The 19,272-nt window shown below is 71.6% G+C and carries 19 protein-coding genes, 2 tRNA genes and 1 pseudogene; 8 read left to right on the forward strand and 14 right to left on the reverse strand.

From position 1 onward, the window contains the following. Nucleotides 1-108 precede the first annotated feature (108 nt). On the forward strand, nt 109-243 hold the full coding sequence (locus QQG74_RS26840) for a hypothetical protein (protein ID WP_341717467.1): 135 nt from the start codon (nt 109-111) through the stop codon (nt 241-243). 152 nt (nt 244-395) lie between these two features. Here the strand turns inward: QQG74_RS26840 and rsrA are convergent, their stop codons facing one another. From rsrA to QQG74_RS26865, 5 genes are all read right to left on the reverse strand, one after another. Next, entirely contained in the window at nt 396-683 is a 288-nt protein-coding gene (rsrA, locus tag QQG74_RS26845) for a mycothiol system anti-sigma-R factor (protein WP_341717468.1), read from the reverse strand. A 1-nt stretch (nt 684) separates the two neighbouring features. Next, the gene (locus QQG74_RS26850; protein WP_341717469.1) at nt 685-1,500 is read right to left on the reverse strand and encodes a sigma-70 family RNA polymerase sigma factor; all 816 of its coding nucleotides are present in this window, start codon (nt 1,498-1,500) and stop codon (nt 685-687) included. A gap of 220 nt (nt 1,501-1,720) precedes the next feature. Next, entirely contained in the window at nt 1,721-2,332 is a 612-nt protein-coding gene (locus tag QQG74_RS26855; protein WP_341717470.1) for an alpha/beta family hydrolase, read from the reverse strand. A 96-nt stretch (nt 2,333-2,428) separates the two neighbouring features. Continuing rightward, the gene (locus QQG74_RS26860) at nt 2,429-2,821 is read right to left on the reverse strand and encodes a WhiB family transcriptional regulator (protein ID WP_341717471.1); all 393 of its coding nucleotides are present in this window, start codon (nt 2,819-2,821) and stop codon (nt 2,429-2,431) included. Between the two features lie 194 nt (nt 2,822-3,015). Beyond that, the gene (locus tag QQG74_RS26865; RefSeq protein ID WP_341717472.1) at nt 3,016-3,726 is read right to left on the reverse strand and encodes an SOS response-associated peptidase; all 711 of its coding nucleotides are present in this window, start codon (nt 3,724-3,726) and stop codon (nt 3,016-3,018) included. Nucleotides 3,727-3,829: 103 nt separating this feature from the next. Between QQG74_RS26865 and aroA the strand changes: the two genes are divergently transcribed. From aroA to QQG74_RS26885, 4 genes are read left to right on the forward strand one after another with little or no spacing between them, the layout of a single operon-like run. Continuing rightward, nucleotides 3,830-5,131 (forward strand): 3-phosphoshikimate 1-carboxyvinyltransferase, encoded by a 1,302-nt coding sequence (gene aroA, locus QQG74_RS26870; RefSeq protein WP_341717473.1) that lies wholly within the window; start codon nt 3,830-3,832, stop codon nt 5,129-5,131. Next, complete coding sequence (gene rsgA / locus QQG74_RS26875; RefSeq protein ID WP_341717474.1) at nt 5,101-6,243, forward strand: ribosome small subunit-dependent GTPase A; 1,143 nt, start codon at nt 5,101-5,103, stop codon at nt 6,241-6,243. Before aroA ends, rsgA begins: the two co-directional genes overlap by 31 nt. A 31-nt stretch (nt 6,244-6,274) precedes the next feature. After that, a complete protein-coding gene (gene hisN / locus QQG74_RS26880) occupies nt 6,275-7,078 on the forward strand; it encodes a histidinol-phosphatase (RefSeq protein ID WP_341717475.1) in 804 nt (267 codons plus the stop codon). A gap of 26 nt (nt 7,079-7,104) precedes the next feature. After that, nucleotides 7,105-7,980 (forward strand): hypothetical protein, encoded by an 876-nt coding sequence (locus tag QQG74_RS26885; protein ID WP_341717476.1) that lies wholly within the window; start codon nt 7,105-7,107, stop codon nt 7,978-7,980. 63 nt (nt 7,981-8,043) lie between these two features. Here QQG74_RS26885 and QQG74_RS26890 read toward each other — a convergent pair whose 3' ends face one another. Continuing rightward, nucleotides 8,044-9,246 (reverse strand): glycosyltransferase, encoded by a 1,203-nt coding sequence (locus QQG74_RS26890; protein WP_341717477.1) that lies wholly within the window; start codon nt 9,244-9,246, stop codon nt 8,044-8,046. 137 nt (nt 9,247-9,383) lie between these two features. Here QQG74_RS26890 and QQG74_RS26895 point away from each other — a divergent pair, with 137 nt between their 5' ends. Together QQG74_RS26895 and QQG74_RS26900 are read left to right on the forward strand one after the other, a co-directional pair. Continuing rightward, a complete protein-coding gene (locus tag QQG74_RS26895) occupies nt 9,384-10,349 on the forward strand; it encodes an SDR family oxidoreductase (protein ID WP_341717478.1) in 966 nt (321 codons plus the stop codon). Between the two features lie 9 nt (nt 10,350-10,358). Further along, nucleotides 10,359-10,934, forward strand: coding sequence for a DUF5709 domain-containing protein (locus tag QQG74_RS26900; protein WP_341717479.1), 576 nt, complete (start codon nt 10,359-10,361; stop codon nt 10,932-10,934). A 33-nt stretch (nt 10,935-10,967) separates the two neighbouring features. On the opposite strand, the pseudogene QQG74_RS26905 reads toward QQG74_RS26900, so the two are convergent. Together QQG74_RS26905 and QQG74_RS26910 are read right to left on the reverse strand one after the other, a co-directional pair. Then, nucleotides 10,968-11,610: pseudogene (locus QQG74_RS26905) on the reverse strand (response regulator transcription factor). A 14-nt stretch (nt 11,611-11,624) separates the two neighbouring features. Then, the gene (locus QQG74_RS26910) at nt 11,625-12,761 is read right to left on the reverse strand and encodes a DUF5931 domain-containing protein (protein WP_341721400.1); all 1,137 of its coding nucleotides are present in this window, start codon (nt 12,759-12,761) and stop codon (nt 11,625-11,627) included. A gap of 107 nt (nt 12,762-12,868) precedes the next feature. Between QQG74_RS26910 and QQG74_RS26915 the strand changes: the two genes are divergently transcribed. Next, complete coding sequence (locus QQG74_RS26915; RefSeq protein ID WP_341717480.1) at nt 12,869-13,339, forward strand: ATP-binding protein; 471 nt, start codon at nt 12,869-12,871, stop codon at nt 13,337-13,339. 39 nt (nt 13,340-13,378) lie between these two features. On the opposite strand, the gene QQG74_RS26920 is transcribed toward QQG74_RS26915, so the two are convergent. The 6 genes from QQG74_RS26920 to QQG74_RS26945 all read right to left on the reverse strand — a co-directional run bounded on the left by QQG74_RS26920 (nt 13,379) and on the right by QQG74_RS26945 (nt 19,244). Next, on the reverse strand, nt 13,379-14,212 hold the full coding sequence (locus tag QQG74_RS26920) for a phosphoribosylaminoimidazolesuccinocarboxamide synthase (protein ID WP_341717481.1): 834 nt from the start codon (nt 14,210-14,212) through the stop codon (nt 13,379-13,381). A gap of 85 nt (nt 14,213-14,297) precedes the next feature. Next, nucleotides 14,298-14,540, reverse strand: coding sequence for a hypothetical protein (locus tag QQG74_RS26925; protein WP_341717482.1), 243 nt, complete (start codon nt 14,538-14,540; stop codon nt 14,298-14,300). Nucleotides 14,541-14,678: 138 nt separating this feature from the next. Next, nucleotides 14,679-14,752: transfer RNA gene (locus QQG74_RS26930), tRNA-Met, on the reverse strand. Nucleotides 14,753-14,910: 158 nt separating this feature from the next. Next, nucleotides 14,911-14,987: transfer RNA gene (locus QQG74_RS26935), tRNA-Met, on the reverse strand. 144 nt (nt 14,988-15,131) lie between these two features. Continuing rightward, nucleotides 15,132-18,131, reverse strand: a complete 3,000-nt coding sequence (locus QQG74_RS26940) for a UPF0182 family protein (RefSeq protein ID WP_341717483.1) — start codon at nt 18,129-18,131, stop codon at nt 15,132-15,134. A 99-nt stretch (nt 18,132-18,230) separates the two neighbouring features. Further along, nucleotides 18,231-19,244, reverse strand: a complete 1,014-nt coding sequence (locus tag QQG74_RS26945) for a PDZ domain-containing protein (protein ID WP_341717484.1) — start codon at nt 19,242-19,244, stop codon at nt 18,231-18,233. Nucleotides 19,245-19,272: the final 28 nt, after the last annotated feature.

Here is a 19,272-nt window from a genome sequence, read left to right on the forward strand (position 1 = left end):
GGTATCCAATCATGCGCCGGCCGGGTACGGGCCAGGAGCAGCCCCGGCCGCACCCGCCCCGGGCGGCCTCTAACATCAACGGGTCGGACCCTGGTGCCGGGAGGACCGGTGCGTGCACCGGCGTCGAGGTCGAGCGCAGGGCGATCCGACCATCACGAGGAGGTCAGCATGGCGAAGAAGGCCCGTAAGAAGAAGGCCCGTAAGAAGAGCGCCGCCAACCACGGCAAGCGCCCCAACTCCTGAGCGGGTGTGCCGGTCCGCGCCGCGGACCGGACAGCGAAACGCCGGTGGCCCTGGTCGGGCCACCGGCGTCGTCGTTTTCGGTGTCGGTGTCGGTGTCGGTGTCGCGGTGGGGCAAGGGTGGCGACCAGCAGGCCCGGCCACCGAACCGCTGGTCAGTCGGCCAGTTCGCGCGACTCCGCGGTCTCGAAGACGACAAGCTCGCTCAGCCGTACCCGGAGCCGCTCACGCAACTCGTCCGGCGCGGACTCGTTGCCGCAGCAGCGCGCCACGAGCGCCTTGACCTCCTGCTCGATGCCGTACTCCCGCAGGCACGGGCCGCATTCGTCGAGATGGTGGCGGATCAGCGTCCGGCGTTCCTGCTCGCACTCCAGGTCGAGGTAGAGGTAGACCTCGGCGAGAACCTCACGGCAATCCGTCTCGTGCGGGTCTCCACAGCTCACGTCACACCTCCCGGCCACTGGCCGCGGTCGAACTCCGGGCCGACGAGGCGGCGGAGAAGCCGCGCTCCGCGGCGTAACCCTCAAGCAGCTTGCGCAGATTACGACGCCCGCGGTGCAACCGCGACATCACGGTGCCGATCGGCGTACCCATGATGTCGGCGACCTCCTTGTAGGAAAAGCCCTCGACATCGGTCAGGTAGACCGCCAGCCGGAACTCCTCCGGCAACTGCTGGAGGGCCTCCTTGACGTCGCTGTCCGGTAGCCGGTCCAGCGCCTCGGTCTCGGCGGACCGGAGGCCGCTGGAGGTGTGCGACTCCGCCTCGGCGAGCTGCCAGTCGGTGATCTCCTCGGTGGGCGCCTGCACCGGCTGCCGCTGCCGCTTGCGGTAGGAGTTGATGTAGGTGTTGGTCAGGATGCGGTAGAGCCAAGCCTTCAGGTTCGTGCCCTGCTCGAACTGGTGGAAGGCCGCGTACGCCTTGAGGTACGTCTCCTGGACCAGGTCCTCTGCGTCGGCCGGGTTACGCGTCATCCGTAGGCCGGCCGCGTACAGCTGATCGACGAAGGGCATCGCGTCCCGCTCGAACCGGGCCCTGCGCTCGTCCGTCTTCTCGGTGGTCAACCGCACATCCCCTCGGGTTGGATGCTTCCCCGCCGAGGATACGCGTCTCGACCCAGCAGCAGATTCGGTTCCGACGGGTGTGCCCGTCGCCACCTCGGTAGGCGACACCGTCGCCAGCCAGTCCGGGCCGGCGAGCAGCCGTCTGAGCTGCCGCGCCTCCCGCTTCTCGCGTTCCCGGCTCCGGATCTCGGTCGGCACCGGTCACCCCCCTCGCACAGTGGTCGTCCGAGGGGTTCAACACCCGCTGCGGGTCGGGGCATTCCTCCCGGCCCCGTTCCTGGTCCCGGCCCGGGGGTCGTACGCCGGGGCCGGGACCAGGAAGGGCCTGGGAGCCCGGTGCCACCGCCCGGTGCGGGCGGGCCGACACCAACGGATGCAACGACCCGGCCCCGCCGCCGGAAACGGCGACGGCGCCCGGTCAGCCCGCCCAGCCGTGCTCGCGCAGCCAGTCGAGCACCACGGCGGCCGTCGCGGCCGGGTCGCCGCGCAGGTCGTGCCGCTCGCCCGACCGGATCACCACCCGTACCCCCGGGGCCGGTTCCGGCACGCCGAACGGATCGCGGTCACCGTTGACCACCAGGGTCGGCACGCCCGTCGCCAACTCCCCGGCCCGGCTGCGCTCCGGTCGTCCGGGCGGATGCAGCGGAAAGGCGAGCGCCACCACCCCGGCGGCGCCCACGGCGGTCGCGGTTCGGCAGGCCACCCGCGCTCCGCTGGACCTGCCGCCGACAAGCAGCGGTACGCCCGGATGGCGGTCGCGCAGCACGGCGAGCACGCTGCGCCACGCCTCGTCGAGATGGCCGGCGGGAGCCGGCGCCCGCCGGCCGGCGACCCGGTAGGGCTGGGTCACCCGGGCCACGACCAGCCCGGCGGCCAGCGCGGCGTGGCAGAGCGCGAGCAGGTCGGGGGCGTCGACATCGCCGCCCGCGCCGTGCCCGAGCACAAGCAGCGCCCGGGCGGTGCCGGCGGGCCGGCCGGTGTCGACTCGCGCCGGACCGCGCGGGGTGTCCAGGAGGTCATCGTGCGGCATCGGCCCATTCTGCGTCGCCGCGCCGGAACACCCCGCACCAGCCGTACGGCCAGCCCTCTCGGTGCCGCGCCGGTCACTGCGGCGCTCAGGCTCCGGTCAGCTCAGCGGCACCAGCGTGAGCAGTTGATCACGCACCGGCGGGCCCGCCGGGTCGACGGCGTCCGGATCCGGCTGCACTTCGCTGCGCCAGGCGACAAGCATCGCCCGCCGCTCGCGCGGGGTGGTGCCGCCCCACACCCCGTGGCAGTCACCGACCTCCAGCGCCCAGGCCAGACAGGAGCCCTGCACCTCGCAACTGCGGCAGAGCGCCACCGCCGCGTCGGCCGGCTCGTTCGGCGCCGGAAAGAACGTCTCCGGATCGACGCTCTGGCATGTCCCTCTGGTCCGCCAGGCCTCGTCCTGCCGACGTTCCCGCAGAGCACGCAACAGTCGCGGATCACGCCGCGCGGCGGCCACCTCGTGCGGACGGGGCATACGCGCCCGAGTCATCCACCCACCTCCCCCGTGGGATCAGAAATATCGATGGGGATCGTTCACAGGGCGTGAGCGACACCCCCACCGGCGCTGTGTTCTATCGCATTTACCGACGCGGAGACAAGACTCTGCCAGGAAGTTGCCAGAACGGCCGAGCGACGTTTCGCCCGCAACCGCGGCAAATCACTCCCGACAATGCGCACCCGTAATCAGAACAGCGTCATGTCCTCCGGCGCCGTCGACCGCGCCGGTGACACCCGGGCGGTGAGTTGCGGGCCGTCGTTGCGGACGTCGCCCACCGCCGGCCCCACCGGCCGGATCTCCAACCCGGCGAGCCAGTCGAGTGGCGCAGGCGCGAGCAGCCCGGCCGGATCATCGGCCGCCCCCAGCCAGTCCGCCCACCGCTGCGGCGGCAGGAGCAGCGGCATCCGGTCGTGCACCTCGGCCAGCTCGCCGAGGGCGGTGGTGGTCAACACGCTGCACGTCAACAGCGGGCCGCTGGGGCCGTCCCACACCGACCAGATGCCGGCGAAGGCGAGCACCGATCCGTCCCACCGGGTCAGGTAGTACGGCTGCTTCGGCTCACCCGGCCGGCGTACCCACTCGTACCAGCCGTCGGCCGGGATCAGGCAGCGGCGGCGGGCGAAGGCGGAAGCGTACGCCCGGCTGGTCGCGACCGTCTCGACCCGCGCGTTGATCATCCGGGCGGCACCGGCGGGCGAGCGGGACCAGGCCGGCACCAGCCCCCAACGGCCGAGCGAGAGCGCCCGATGGCCCGCGGAGCTGACCCGGACCAGCGGCACCGGATCGGTGGGCGCGACGTTGTGGTCGGCGACGAGCCGACCGTCGGTCTCGTCGACGGCCTCGAACAGGCCGCTCAGGTCGCCGGCGCTGCGGGTCGTGGCGTACCTCCCACACATGTCGCACACGCTAGCGCGCCGCCGACCATTCGGATGTCCCGTCCACCGGGAGTGCCGACCCGGCCCACCACCGGCGCCGTACCGGACACGGCAGAATGTAGCCGTGGGGAACTTGACCGCGACCCGGCCGCCACTGCCGTGGACCGCCCCGACCGCCAGCGACCCGGTGTCGGCATCGCTGCGCCTGCCCGGCTCGAAGTCGATGACCAATCGGGCCCTGGTGCTCAGCACCCTGGCCACCGGCCCGTCGACACTTACCAAGCCGCTGCGCGCCCGGGACACCGAGTTGATGGCCGGCGGGCTGCGCGCGATGGGCGCGCACGTGTCGATCGCCGACGACGAGCGCTGGCTGGTCCGGCCACACCGCCTGGTCGGTCCGGCGCACGTCGACGTCGGGCAGGCCGGCACGATCATGCGGTTCGTGCCACCGGTGGCGGGGCTGGCCGACGGGCAGGTCACCTTCGACGGTGACCCATCCGTACGCACCCGGCCGCTCGGGCCGCTGATCGAGGCGCTGCGCTCGCTCGGGGTACGCATCGACGTGACCGGTCCCGGCAGCCTGCCGCTGACCGTGCTGGGCACCGGCCGGGTCACCGGCGGCGAGGTGGTCATCGACGCCTCGGCCTCCAGCCAGCTCGTCTCCGGGCTGCTGCTGGCCGCACCGCGCTTCGACCGCGGCCTGGTGGTCCGGCACGTCGGCCCGCCCGTGCCGTCCGCGCCGCACCTGCGGATGACCGTGCGGATGTTGCAGGCCGCCGGCGCGGCGGTCGACAACACCACGCCCGACGTCTGGGTGGTCGAGCCCGGCCCGCTGACCGGGCGCGGCTGGGAGATCGAGCCGGACCTCTCCGGTGCCGTTCCGTTCTTCGCCGCCGCCATGGTGACCGGCGGCGAGGTGACCCTCCAGGGCTGGCCGAGCGGTAGCGCCCAGCCGGTCGAGGTGCTCCGGTCGCTGTTGCAGCGGATGGGTGCCGAGGTCGCGCTCACCACCGAGGGGCTGACCGTGCGGGGCAGCGGCCGGGTACGCGGGCTGCACGCCGACCTGTCGGACGTCAGCGAGCTGACCCCGGTGCTGACCGCGCTGGCGATGCTTGCCGACTCCCCCTCGGTGCTCACCGGGGTCGGTCACATCCGCGGCCACGAGACCGACCGGCTGGCCGCGCTGGCCCGCGAGTTCACCGCGCTCGGCGCGGACCTCACCGAGGCTCCCGACGGGCTTGAGATCCGACCCCGCCCGCTAGGCGGCGGCATGTTCCGCACCTACGACGACCATCGGATGGCGCACGCGGCGGCGGTGGTCGGCCTCGCCGTGCCCGGCATCGAACTCAACGACGTGTCGTGCACCTCGAAGACCATGCCCGAGTTCCCGGCACTATGGTCGGCAATGGTGACCGGCAAGAGCTGAGCGAACAGGTAGGAGCGGCCCTGGCGACCAAGCGGCGGGAGTACGACGAGGACGACGTCCGGGTCCGGCCCGGCAAGTCCTCGCGTCCGCGTACCCGCACCAGACCGCGGCACGCCGACGCGAAGGACGGCTTCGTCATCGCCGTGGACCGGGGGCGGTACACCTGCGTGCTGGCCGGCGCCGGGGCGGACGAGCCGATGGTCACCGCGATGCGCGCCCGTGAGCTGGGACGCAAGTCGGTGGTGGTCGGCGACCGGGTCGGGCTGGTCGGCGACACCTCGGGCGCACCCGGCGCGCTGGCCCGCATCGTCCGGATCGAGCCACGCCGGTCGGTGCTGCGACGCACCGCCGAGGACGACGCCAGCACCGCCGAGGGGCGGCTGGAACGGGTGGTGGTCGCAAACGCCGACCAACTCGTGATCGTCAGCGCGCTTGCCGATCCACCGCCGCGTACCGGGTTCATCGACCGCTGTCTGGTGGCCGCGTACGACGCGGACATCGAGCCGCTGCTCTGCCTGACCAAGGCCGACCTGGCCGGCCCGGAGGCGGTGCTCGACTACTACACCGAGCTGGAGCTGCCGTACGTGTTGATCCGGCCGGACTCGCCGTTGGACGCGCTGCGCAGCCTGCTCGCCGGCCAGGTGTCGGTGCTTGTCGGGCACTCCGGGGTCGGCAAGTCGACGCTTGTCAACCGCCTGGTACCGGAGGCCGCACGCGCGGTCGGCGCGGTAAGCGCGATTGGCCGGGGCCGGCACACCTCGACCAGCGCGGTGGCGCTGCGGCTGCCCGTCCTGCCCGGTGCCGACGACGATCCCGGGTGGATCGTGGACACCCCGGGCGTGCGCAGCTTCGGGCTGGCGCACGTGTCGGCCGAGAGCCTGCTGCACGGCTTCTCGGATCTGGTGGAGGCCACCGTCGACTGTCCGGCGAACTGCCCGCACACCGCCGACGAGGCCGACTGCGCGCTGGACGCCTGGGTCGCCGACGGCCGGGCCGATCCGCGCCGGCTGGCCTCGTACCGCCGGCTGCTGGCCTCCCGGGCCGGCGAGCCCGACCCACGCGGCGAGCCCGAGCCACGCGGCAACCCCGAGCCACGCGGACGCGCGGAATGACCCGGCCCCGCCAGTCGCTACCGTTTCCGGCATGACCGGGTACGCCGACGATCTCGCCCTCGCCCACCGGCTCGCCGACGCCGCCGACGCCATCTCCGCTGCCCGTTTCCGCGCGCTCGACCTGCGGGTCGAGTCGAAACCCGACCTGACGCCGGTCTCCGACGCGGACACCGCCGTGGAACGGGAGATCCGCGCCCGGCTCGCTGCGGAGCGCCCCGACGACGGGCTGCTCGGCGAGGAGTTCGGTGCCACCCCGACCGCCGGAACGCGGCAGTGGGTGGTGGATCCGATCGACGGCACCAAGAACTTCGTCCGGGGCGTACCGATCTGGGCCACCCTGGTCGCGCTGCTTGTCGACGGCCGGCCGGTGGTCGGGGTGGTCTCCGCGCCGGCGCTCGGCCGGCGTTGGTGGGCGGCGCACGGCACCGGCGCGTACGCGGGCCCCGACGCCGCCCGGGGCGAGCCGATCCGGGTCTCCCGGGTACGCGAGTTGGCCGACGCCAGTTTCTGCTACTCCTCACTTGACGGTTGGGAGCGGGCCGGGCGGCTGGAGCCGGTGCTCCAGTTGATGCGGGACAGCTGGCGCAGCCGGGCCTACGGCGACTTCTACGGTTACATGCTGTTGGCCGAGGGCGCGCTGGACGTGATGGTTGAACCAGAATTGTCGCTATGGGACGTGGCCGCGCTGGTACCCATCGTGACCGAGGCCGGGGGAAACCTCACCAATCTGGCCGGTCGGCCGGCCCCCGGCGGAGCTGAGAACAGCGCCGTGGCCAGCAACGGGCTGTTGCACTCCGACATCCTCGACCGGCTGGGTCGGCCCGTCGCGCACTGACGCCCGGTAACCTCTATCCTCGCCAGGTGGCTACCGCAGGTTGGTGTTTCCTGGCGGCGATGATCGTCGCCTACGGCGTCGCCAACCTGTTGCAGTCGGTCGCTGCCGCCCGCACCACAGTGCACCACACCTTCGATCCGGGGTTGCTGCTGCGCCTGGCCGGCCACCGCACCTACCTGGTCGGCCTGGTTTGCCAGGTGGGCGGATTCGTGCTTGCCTTCCTGGCCCGGCGGGACCTGCCGCTGTTCCTGGTGCAGGCCAGCGTGGCGGCCGGGTTGGGTGTCACCGCCATCCTCGGGGTGGTCGTGCTGAAGTGGCGGCTTCCGGTGGCCGAGGTGGTGCTGCTCCTGCTGCTCTTCGCCGGGATCAGCGCGCTTGTGCTCGCCGCCCGGCCGGCACCGTCGAAACCGCTCGGCACGGCGGGCATGATCGCCCTGCTGGTGACCCTGGCGGCGATCGCGGTGCTGGGCTTCTTCGCGGTCCGGCTGCGCGGCGCGCCCGGCTCGGTGGCCCTGGGCTCGCTCGCCGGACTGGGTTTCTCCGCCGCAGCGGTGGCCGCCCGGCCGTTGGCCTCCGCGCCGAACTGGGAGTCGTTCCTCACCGACCCGCTGCTCTACCTGCTCGTCGGCCACTCCATCGTCGGTCAGCTGCTGCTCGGGCTGGCGATGCAGCGCGGTTCCACCACGGCGGCGGTGGCCGCCATGGACGCCGCTGGCGCGGTGCCCGCCGCGATCATCGGTCTGTTGCTGCTCAACGACAAGATCTGGCCGGGCCGGGAGTGGCTCGCCGGGATCGGTTTCCTGGTCACCCTCGCCTCGGTCATCGGGCTGACCCGCTACGCCGAACCACAGCACCACCACGCCGTAGCCAAGGAAACCACCCGCGCCGTCGTAGGGGTGTAAGGAAGGGCCCCTTCTTAACGCCTCAGGTATAGGCGGGGCCCCTTCTTAACACCGCAGGCCGGGTCAGGCCGCCTCGACCGGTTTCCGCCGGCCGACCACCCGCTCGTAGAGCCGCTCCAACGCGGCGGCGGTCCGTTCCCAGGTGTAGCTGCACCGCACCCGGTCCACCGCGGCGTGCCCGTACGCGAACCGGCCCGCATTGTCGGTGAGCAGCCGACGCAGCGTCATCCCGAGGGTGCGTACGTCGCCCGGTGGCACCAGCTTGCCGGTGACCTCGTCGACCACGGCGTCGGCAATGCCACCCATGGCGTAGCCGACCACCGGGACACCGCACGCCATCGCCTCCAGCGACACCCGGCCGGCCGACGAGTAGCGCGGAGTGCAGGCGACCACGTCGGCCGAGCGGTACCAGGTGGCCATCTGGTCGTGCGGCACCGCGCCCACCAGGTGCACCTGCTCGGTCACGCCCGCACGCTCGGCCAGCTCGCGCAGCCGGCGGGCCTCGGCGTGGTTGTCCAGCCGGTCGGCCGGCGGTCCACCGGCGATCACCAGCTCCGCGTCGCCAACCAGACGCATGGCCCGGATCAGGTCCTCCTGGCCGTGGCCGGGCGAGAGCCCACCCACCGACAGGATGCGAGGCCGCTGGTCGCGCGGAGCGGCCTCGCCGTCGGGACGGAACCGCTCGGTGTCCACGCCGGTGGGGACCATGGCGACCGAGGTACGTTGCAGGCCCATCCGGGTCAGCTCGTCCACCTCGTCGTTGCACTGGGCGACCGCGATGTCGATGGCCCTGGTCAGCGCCCGCTCCAGCGGGATGCGGTTGCCCGGACCGTCGTACTGCGGGCCGAGGTGCCGCAGTTGCTCCATGCCGATCGAGTGGAACGTCTGCACCACCGGAATGTCGGTCTGCCGGACGGCGTGCGCGGCGGCCAGGCCGCCGATCCAGTAGTGCCCGTGCACCACTTCCGGAGTCCAGTCACCGGCCCACTGGTCGGCCAGCCACTGGCCCAGCTCGGCCACGTACGGCACCAGCTCGGCGGTGGGAATCGGGGCGACCGGGCCGACCGGTGCCCGGTGCACCCGGTAACCGTCCACGGCGTCGCTCTCGGCGGATTCCGGATCGTCCCGCCGGGTGTAGACCCGGACGTCATGACCTCGCCCCACCAGTTCGGCGGCGACCCGTGCGATGTGCTGGTAGGTGCCGACGACGGTACCGTCGCCGGAGGGCGGCGCAGCGGCGTGGGCACAGACGAGGCCGACGCGCATGGGTCACCTCCATGCGTGATTGGGCGGTGGTCCTCCGGTCAGAGCGTCCCATTAACCCGCCCCCGAGGAGCCGAAACCTGGCAGATCCGCATGTGACCAGCGGCATGCTCCCCGGCAACGCGGGGTACCGAGGCAGAATGCCCCTGACCCGTCCGCTCGCCGACGCCACCGTCGTGATCACTGGTGCCTCCAGCGGGATCGGCGCGGAGACCGCGTACGCCCTGGCTCGTCAGGGCAGCGCCGTGGTGCTGGCCGCGCGCACCGAGTCGGCCTTGCACGAGGTCGCACGGCGCTGCCGTGAGCTGGGCGGACGGGCGCTCGTCGTACCCACGGATGTGACCGACCCGGAGGCGGTCGAGCGGCTCGCCGCCACCGCCACCGCCCAGTTCGGCCGGATCGACGCCTGGATCAACAACGCGGCGGTCGGCGTGGTCGGGCTCTTCGACGAGATCCCGACCGCGCAGTTCCGCCGGGTGCTGGAGGTGGACCTGCTCGGCACCGCGTACGGCATCCGGGCCGCCCTGCCCCGGCTCGGCGCGGCCGGCGGTGGCGTCGTGATCAACAACGCTTCGGTGCTGGCCGAGGTGGCGATGCCCTACCAGTCCGCCTACAACACCGCCAAGCACGGCATCCGCGGGCTCGCCGACACGATCCGCCAGGAGCTACGGGTCACCGGCCGGAGCGCCATCTCGATCTGCACGCTGCTGCCGGCCGCCATCGACACCCCGTTCTTCCGGCACGCCGCCAACCACAGTGGCCGCCAGTGGGCGCCACCCCCACCGGTGTACCCGCCGGAGTTGGTCGCGAAGACCGTCGTCCGGCTGCTGCGCCGGCCCCGCCGTGAGGCGTACGTGGGCGGTGGGGCCCGCCTGATCGGCCTCCAGTGGCGGCTCGCACCGGCGGTGGCCGAGCGGCTCCTCGGCTGGTACGCCCAGCGCACCCAGTTCACCGCCGGCACCGAGTGGGACACCGCCGGGAACCTCTTCCGGCCCACCGGCGAGGCCCGGTCGACGGGCGGCTGGCACGGCCGACGCCGTCAGCTGGTCCGGATCACCGCCGCCTTCGGTGGGTGGCGGCGGTTACGCCGGCAGAGCAGCGGGTAGTGATCAGACATGCGCGAGGACGAGTACCCCACCCCCGTCTCCGATCCCGAGGCCGACGGTCTGCCGGACACCGCCGACGACGACTCGACGGCCGGTGACGATGTGCTGACCGGACGGGAGGCGGACGGTCCGGCACCGGCGCAGTTGCCCGGCGACCGCTCGGCGACGGTGGCCGTGGACGAGTTCGGTACCACCGCCGAGGAGCAGCTCGACGGCGAGTCGTTGGACTACAAGCTGAGCCGGGAACAGCTCGAACCGGCAGTCGACGACCCGCTCGCCGGCCCGGTCGACCCGGCCATCGCGGCCGAGGCGGACAGCCGCGAGCAGGCGGCACAGGCCCAACTCGACGCCGACGTGATGGACCCGGGCCCCACCTCCGACCCGAACTCACCGGTCTCGCTCTACGACCACGGCCAGCTCGGCAGCGTAGCCGACGCCACGGTGGGCCGGCTGGTCCAACCGGACGAGGGGGCCCACACCGACCAGGAGACCGATTCGATCGCGTACGACGCGGGAGCGGCCGGCGGCGGTGCCAGCGCCGAGGAACTGGCGATCCACGAGACCCAGCCACCGCACTCGGTCTGATGCCGGTTCGACGGGCTCGCCGAGCGGTCCCGTTCAGTCGTCCAGGCCGCGTTCGATCGCGTACCGGGTGAGTTCGACCCGGTTGTGCAGTTGGAGCTTGCCGAGCGTGTGCTGCACGTGGTTCTGCACCCGTGCGGTGGGACAGGCCGAGGCGTTCGGCGATCTGCTTGTAGGACAGCCCCTTCGCGACCAGCCGCAGCACCTCGGTCTCCCGTTCGGTGAGCCGGGGTGCCGCTGGTGCGGCCGGGCCCGCTTCGCGCTGCCCGGCGGCCAGCCGGCGGTACTCGCCGAGGACCAGCCCGGCCAGTCCGGGCGTGAAGACCGGCGCCCCGTCGGCGGTCCGGCGCACCGCCGCCAGGAACTCCGCCAGCCCGGCGGACTTCAACAGGTAGCCGGTGGCGCCGGCCTTCACCGCCTCCAGCACGTCCTGCTCCTCGCCGCTGGCCGAGAGCATGAGCACCCGGACCTCGGGTCGGGCCGCGCGCAGTCCCCGGATCACCTCCACCCCGGAGATGTCCGGCAGTTGCAGGTCGAGCACCACCACGTCGGGCGCGGTGGCGGCGGCCACCCGGACCGCCTGGCGTCCCTCCCCGCAGCTGGCCACCACCTGGTAGCCGGCCTCGGCGAGATCGCGGGCCACGCCTTCCCGCCACATCGGGTGGTCGTCGACCACCATCACACGTACGCCGCTCACGATCGTCTCCTCGGCACGGTGAGTTCCACCTCGGTGCCGCTGCCCGGGGTGGAGCTGATCTGGGCGGTACCCCCGAGATCGGTCAGACGTCCCCGGATGGCCTGGGCCACGCCGAGCCGCCCCTGGGCCGCAGCCTCGGTGAGCCGGTCCGGTGCGAAGCCGGGTCCCTCGTCGCGGATCGACACGGTGACCGCCGAACCTTCGTCCTCAATCAATATCCAGGCGCGCCCGCCACCGTGTCGGGCCACGTTGTCCAGGGCCGCGCCGGTCGCGGCGGCCAGTTCCCGGGCGACCGTCGGCGGCAGCGGCACCGGGGTGGCCGGGGCGGAGAGCGAGACGGTGGCCGAGGCGTACCGGCCGAGCAACCCACGCAGGTCCACCGGAGCATCGGCGGCACCGGCCGGGACCGGCCCGGCGCCGGAGATCAACGCGCGCAGCGCCGCCTCCTGCTCGCCGGCCAGCCGGGCAAGTTCCCCCGCCTCGCCGTCGAGGCGAGCACCGCGCCGCTGCACCAGGGCGAGCACCTGGAGCACCGAGTCGTGGATGTCGCGGGCCAGCCGTTCCCGTTCCCGGTTTGCGGCCTCCAACTCGACCGCCCGCTGCAACCGTTCCTCGGTGGTCGCCGCCAGCCGGGCGACGTGCCCGACGACCACGCCCGCGAGCAGCATCAGGATCGCACCGTTGAGCGCGCTCGGGGTGAGTATGCCCCGGGTCGCGAGGTCGGCTGCGCCGAGCACGAGCGCCGCCGTCACGCCCCGGCGCCGCCCGCCACAGACGGCCCAGGCGAGTACCGGCCCGCCCAGCCAGGCCACCGCCAGGGTCGGTAATCCGGCGGCGAGCGCGGGCCGGCCCATCACCGCGGGGGTGACCAGCAGGATGGCCAGGACGACCCCCAGATCGGCAAGCAGCAGCGGCCAGCCACGCCGGGCCGGCACGGCGTAGTTGACCGCGGTGACGGCGGTCCAGACCCCCATCACCAACACCAGCGCGCCAGCGGCGAGCGGGTGGGCGTAGCGGTCCGCGTCCCGGGTCACCACCACGCAGACGTACGCCAGGGAGGCCATCCGGTACACCGCGATGGCCCGCCAGAGCGGGACCTCGAAACCACCGGGCGCGGACACGAGCGTCACGATGCCACAGGGGGCGTTTCCGGCGCCCCTCGGCCGAGCGGTCGAGCGAATCCTGACGTACGGTGGAAAATGCCGCGTAAGACCTCCGCGATCTCCGTCGGGACAGGGCCATGACGAACGCACAACCCCGCAGACCGCGTACGGTGGTGCCCATCGAACACGCCCTCCTGATCGCCGACGCCTTCGACCAGGCCCAGGTGACCGAGCTTCGACACTCGGTCGCCTCCTGCGCACGCTCCGTTGGGCTGCGCGACGATCGTCTGGACGACTTCGTGCTGGCCGTCAACGAGCTGATCACCAACGCCGTGCGGCACGGTGGCGGTCAGGGCTGGCTGCGGCTGTGGCAGGAACCCGGCCTGCTGCTCTGCGAGGTCTCCGACCACGGCACGGGCATCAGCGTCCAGCGCCTCGACAACCGCAACCGGCCGGCACCCGACACCGCTGGCGGTTGGGGGCTCTGGCTGGCCCGCGAGTTGACCGACGCGATGGAGGTCGAGACCGGATCGGCCGGCACCACGGTACGCATCGTCACCGCGACCGTGCCCACCGAGCAGCACATCGGCCGGCACCGGCAGGACTGAGCGGGCGCACGGGCCGGCGGACGATCCCCGTCGACGGGGTCAGTCCCAGCGCTGGCCGGTGAGCTTCTCGTAGACCTCGACGTAGCGGGCGCGGGTGGCGTCCACCACCTCGGCGGGCACCTCGGGCGCCGGATCCCGCCGGTCCCAGCCGCTGGCCATCGCCCAGTCCCGGACGTACTGCTTGTCGTAGGAGAACTGCGTCCGACCCGGCTGGTACGACTCGGCAGGCCAGAATCGGGACGAGTCCGGGGTGAGCACCTCGTCGCCGAGGACCAGGGTGCCGTCGGCCGCCCAGCCCAGTTCGATCTTGGTGTCGGCGACCAGGATGCCCCGGTCGGCGGCGAGTTCGGCACCCCGGCAGTAGATGTCGATGGTGATCTGCCGCAGCCGCTCGGCGGTCTCCGCGCCGACCTTGTCGACCACCTCGGCGTAGGTCATCGGCTGGTCGTGCTCACCCATCGGCGCCTTTGTCGACGGGGTGAAGATCGGCTCCGGCAGGATGGCCGCCTCGACCAGGCCGCGCGGCAGTTCGACGCCGGAGACCGCGCCGCTGCTCTCGTACTCCTTCAGCCCGCCGCCGGTGAGGTAGCCCCGGGCGACGCACTCGACCGGGACCATCTCCAGCCGGCGGCAGCGGATCGCCCGACCGGCGAACTGCGCCGGCACATCGGTGGCGGAGATGACGTGGTTGGGCACCAGGTCCGCCAACTGCTCGAACCACCACAGCGACAGCGCGGTGAGCAGCTTGCCCTTGTCCGGGATCGGAGTGGGCAGCACCACGTCGTAGACGGAGACGCGGTCCGAGGCGACCAGGATCAGGTCGTCCCCGTCGGCGTAGAGGTCCCTCACCTTGCCGGAGTGCAGAAGTTCCACGGCGACAAGTAGACCACAGCAAGGAAGGGCCCCTTATTAACGCCTGCGGTATAGGAAGGGCCCCTTATTAACCCGCCGGAGCGCGTCAGCGTCGGCGGCCACGGGTCATCCGGATCACCAGCAGAACGATCACACCGACCACCAGCAGGCAGCAGAGCAGGCTCAGGAAACCGAAGAAACCGAAGCCGCGCCCGCGCCGCCGGGCGGCCTCGACGACCAGCTCGCCGGTGCCGGTGGAGGCCCACGCGGCCACCGGCACGTACAGCGACAACACGACCGTCCCCAGGAGCGTGCCGAGCCGCCCCCACCATTTGCCGAAGGAAGACATGCGCCCATCCTCGCCGACCCGGGCAACCCTGCGGCGACGATCGGGACCCGTGTCGCGGCTCGGCCTCGACCCCGACGCGTGGCCAGGCGCCGAAACGACCAGAGGTCCCGGACGAATCCGGGACCTCTGGTCTGGCAGTAGCGGGGACAGGATTTGAACCTGCGACCTCTGGGTTATGAGCCCAGCGAGCTACCGAGCTGCTCCACCCCGCGTCGGTAGAAACAACCTTACCCCACCCGCCGCAGCGCCCTCATCCGCCCCACCCCACCCCGTTCCGGCAGGGCCACGAGCTGGCCCGGAGGGGCCTTGCCGGAGCATTCCGGCCAGGAACAGGAGAACGGCCCCGGACTGGTCCGGGGCCGTTCTGCGGTGGTAGCGGGGACAGGATTTGAACCTGCGACCTCTGGGTTATGAGCCCAGCGAGCTACCGAGCTGCTCCACCCCGCGTCGGTAGATCCACCGTAGCGCACCCACCCCGGCCACCGCAAAACGACCCACGGAACGACCGGGCGAGCCGACGGATCGGACAACCGAAGAGGCCCGCGGCGGCGACCAGGGATCGCCGGGCCGCGGGCCCTGTTCGGTGGTACGTCAGCCGCTCGGCGAGGGGCTGCCGGTCGGCGCCGGGGTCGACGGGGTGCCGCCGGCCGCCTGCTGAGCCTGCTGGAACGCGGTGAGCGCTTCGTCCAGGGCCTTCAGCGCGCGGCCGTACCGCTCGAAGTCGCCGGACGCCTGCGCGGCCCGCACCTCCGTGATCGCGGCCTGCACCTGGTTCGCGGCCACCCCCAGCTCGCCGGTGAGCGGCGGCGCCTCGTTCGTCGGCGGCGAGGCGGGTGGCGACGCTGGCGGCTCCTCACCGTCGCCCGGTGGCTCCTCCGTGGCCGGCGGCGGGTTGCCGGCGGCGGCCCGCTTGCCCTGTTCGACGAGTTGCTTGATGCCGTCGGCCGGGTTGTCGGCAAGCACCACGAACGAACCGCCGTCGCCGTACGACAGCAGCACCTTCTGCAACAGCGGGTACGCGTCCTGCTGGTTGCTCTTCACGTAGACCGGCTCCACGTAGAGCATGCCGTTGCCGAAGGGCAGCGAGAGCAGATTGCCGTACTGCACCTGAGCCTGGTTCGAGGAGAGCAGGTTCAACTGCTGCCGGATGTTTGCGTTGTTGGTCATCTGTTGGTGCACCTGCACCGGACCCGAGACGCGGGTCTGGTCGGGCAGTTCCAGCACCTGCAACGTCGGCCGCCCGTCCTGGTACGACCCGGAGATCAGCGCGGCCAGGTTCTGCCGCCCGTTCGGGGTGACCGCGCTTGTCAACTGGAAGCGCGGCTCCTCCTGCTCGGGGAACTGGGTGTAGAGGTAGTACGGCGGCTGCTTCACTCCGCTGTCCGGCGCGTCGGGCACGTTCGGCACCTGCCAGAAGTCCTGGCCGGAGTAGAAGTCGCCCGGGTCGGTGACGTGGAACCGGGTGAGCAGGTTGCGCTGCACCTTGAACAGGTCGGCCGGGTAGCGGAAGTGCTCGACAAGCGACGGCGGGATCTCCGCCCGCGGCTTGATCAGATCACCGCCGAACGCCTTGTTCCATGCCTTGAGCACCGGGTCGTTCTCGTCGAACTCGTAGAGGGTGACCGTGCCGTCGTACGCGTCGACTGTCGCCTTTACCGAGTTACGGATGTAGTTGACGTTCTCCCGGGCCAGCTGGATGGTGCCGCGGCCGGTCAGCTCGTCGGTGGTCTCCTGCTGGAGGTTGACCCGCTCGGCGTACGGGAAGGTGGCGGCGGTGGTGTAGCCGTCCACGATCCACTGCACCCGGCCGTCCACGATCGCCGGGTACGGGTCGCCGTCGAGGGTGAGGAACGGGGCGACCTTCTCCACCCGGTCCCGGGGGTTACGCACGTAGAGCAGCTTGGAGTTCTCGTTGACCGCCTCGGAGAGCAGGAAGTTCGCCTCCTGCTCCTTGATCGCGTAGAGCAGTCGGCGGGTGAACGACCCGATCTCGACGCCGCCGGAACCGGTGTAGGTGTAGTACGACTCGCGCCCCTCGCCGCTCTCGCCGGCGGGCCGGTCGAACTCGGCCGGGTTGGCGTCCGGGTTGGGCTTGCCGACGATCGCGTAGTCGCCGTCCGTCATCCGCTCGCCGTAGTAGATCCGGGGCTGGTTCGCCGGGATCAGGTCGGTGGGCGAGGAGCAGGACTCCTGCGACCGCTCGCCGAGGAAGCCGGAGACGAAGAACGGCTGGCCACCGCAGACCACCCGGTTCGCGGGCGCCGCGACCACGCCGTACCCGTGGGTGTAGACGGTGTGCCGGTTGATCCAGTTGCTCTGCTGGGCGGTCAGTTCGCTGTAGTTGATCTCACGTACGCCGACCACGTAGTCCTGGGTCTTGCCGTCGAGCGTGTACCTGTCGATGTCGAGCTTCGGGCCGAAGTCGTAGAAGCCCCGAACCTGCTGGAGCTGGGTGTAGGTCTCGCTCACCAGTTGCGGGTCGAGCAACCGGGCGTTCGGCACCACCGCGGTGTCGGTGGCCAGGTTCTCCTGCGGTGTCAGGTTGCTCGCCGCGTACGCCGAATGTTGCGCGATGTCCAACCCGTACGCCGCGCGGGTGGCCTCGATGCTGCGCTGGATGTACGGCGCTTCCTTGTCCCGGGCGCTGGGCTTGACCTCGAAGGTCTGCACCGCCCAGGGGTAGATGCCGCCGATCGCCACCGCCGACACACCGAGCAGCGCCAGGGAGATGCCCGGCCAGACCAGGTTCCGCATCCAGGCGTTGGAGAACACGATTATCGCGATCGCCACCACCACGGAGATGTAGGCCAGGATCTCCTTGGCCGGCAACAGCGCGTTGATGTCGGCGTACCCGGCGCCGTAGACGCCCACGCCGTCGTTGTACTCGAGCAGCATCGAACGCCTGTCAAGCACGTACGCGACTGCCTTGAGCAGGACGAAGACGGCGACCAGCGAGCTCAGGTGGGCTCGGGCGGCGTTGCTCATCCGGTCACCGACGCCTTGCAGGCGTACCCCGCCGAAGAGGTAGTGCATGGCCAACGAGCCGATCAGGGCCAGGACCACCGCGGTGAAGCCGAGGCCGAGCAGGAACCGCCAGAACGGCAGCTGGAAGACGTAGAACCCGATGTCGGTGCCGAACTCCGGGTCGTCGACGCCGAACTCACCGCCGTGCAGGAAGAGCAGCCACTGGTTCCAACGGCTCTGTGCCGACAGCCCGGCGAAGAGACCGACGATCGTGGCGGCTGCCACGATCCACAGCCCGAGCCGGGGGCCGAGCAGCATCCGGTACCGCTCCAGGGTGGCCTGCTCGGGCGAGTGCGGCCGGTTGCGGGGGCGCAGTCGTTGCGCGAGCCAGAGGTTGCCGCCCACGATCGCCGCCATCGCCAGCGCGGCGGCCAGGAAGAGCAGCAGCCGGGTGACGACCACGCCACGGAAGACGCCGGTGTAGTCGACCTCGGAGAACCAGAGCCAGTCCGTCCAGGCCTGGACACCCCAGCCGAGCAGGGTGAATAGGATGAACACCCCGATCAGGACACCGATCGTGACGCGTCCACGTCGGCTCATCCTCGGCAGGGGGCTGCTGCTACGCATGACCACTGTTGGCTCCGCACGCTCGATGTGATCGGCTCCGACCAGGCACCCAGAGTACGGGGTGTTCCTGAAAGCCTCCGCGCAAGGTGTCGCCGGGAATCAGCAGTGGGTCGGTTCGCCACCGGAACGCAGGGTCTCCAGCGCCGTCAACGCCTCGTCGAGCGAACCCACCTTCACCAACGGCAGGTCGGGCTGCCGGTTACGCACCGCCTCGGCGCAGTTGGCCGCCGGCACCAGGAAGGCCGTCGCGCCGGCCTCCTTCGCCCCGACCAGCTTCTGCGGGATGCCGCCGATCGGGCCGACCTGACCGGTGTCGTCGATGGTGCCGGTGCCCGCGATGATCTGGCCACCGGTGAGATCGTCCGGGGTCAACTTGTCGATGATGCCCAGGGCGAACATCAGCCCCGCGCTGGGGCCACCGATGTCCTTGAGGTCGAAGGAGAGGGTGAACGGGTGCGGCTGCTGCTGCTCGATCTCGATGCCGATACGGGGCCGGCCGTCCTGTTCGCGACTGGTGATGGTGCCGGTGCGGGCGGCGCCGTCGCGGGTGTAGCCGATCCGCAGCGCCGTGCCCGCCGGCTTCGACCGGATCAGTTCGGTGAGCCGGGACGCGAGCGGCACCGGTTCCCCGTCCACCGAGGTCACCACGTCCCCCGGCTGGAGCACGCCGGCCGCCGGACCGTCGGCGGCCACCGTCTTGACCACGACCTGCACCTCGTAACCCAACTCGCGCAGCGCAGCGGTCTCCGCGCTGGTCTGCGAGACCTGGAAATCCTCGGCATTGCGCTGCTCGACCTCTTCCCGGGTCTCCCCCGGCGGGTAGACCAGCTCGCGCGGCACCACCGCCTGGTCGTCGGAGAGCCAGCCCTGGATCGCCGCGCGGAGCTTGACGTTGGGCTGCACGCCGACCGTGGTCAGCCGTAGTTGACCGGCGGAGGTGGAGGTCTCCCGGCCGGTGACCTGGATCACCTCCTTGCCGTCCTCCTGACCCAGCGTGTCCACCGTCGGACCGGGACCGAGCACCACGTACGGTACGGGCGCGCCGAGCACCCCGATGCTGAGCAGAGCGGTGAGCAGAGCACCGAGCAGGACGGTCACGCCGCGACGTCTCATGCGGCAGAGCGTACCGATCCGGGCGAGA

This window comes from Micromonospora sp. FIMYZ51, from assembly GCF_038246755.1.
Lineage (GTDB): Bacteria > Actinomycetota > Actinomycetes > Mycobacteriales > Micromonosporaceae > Micromonospora.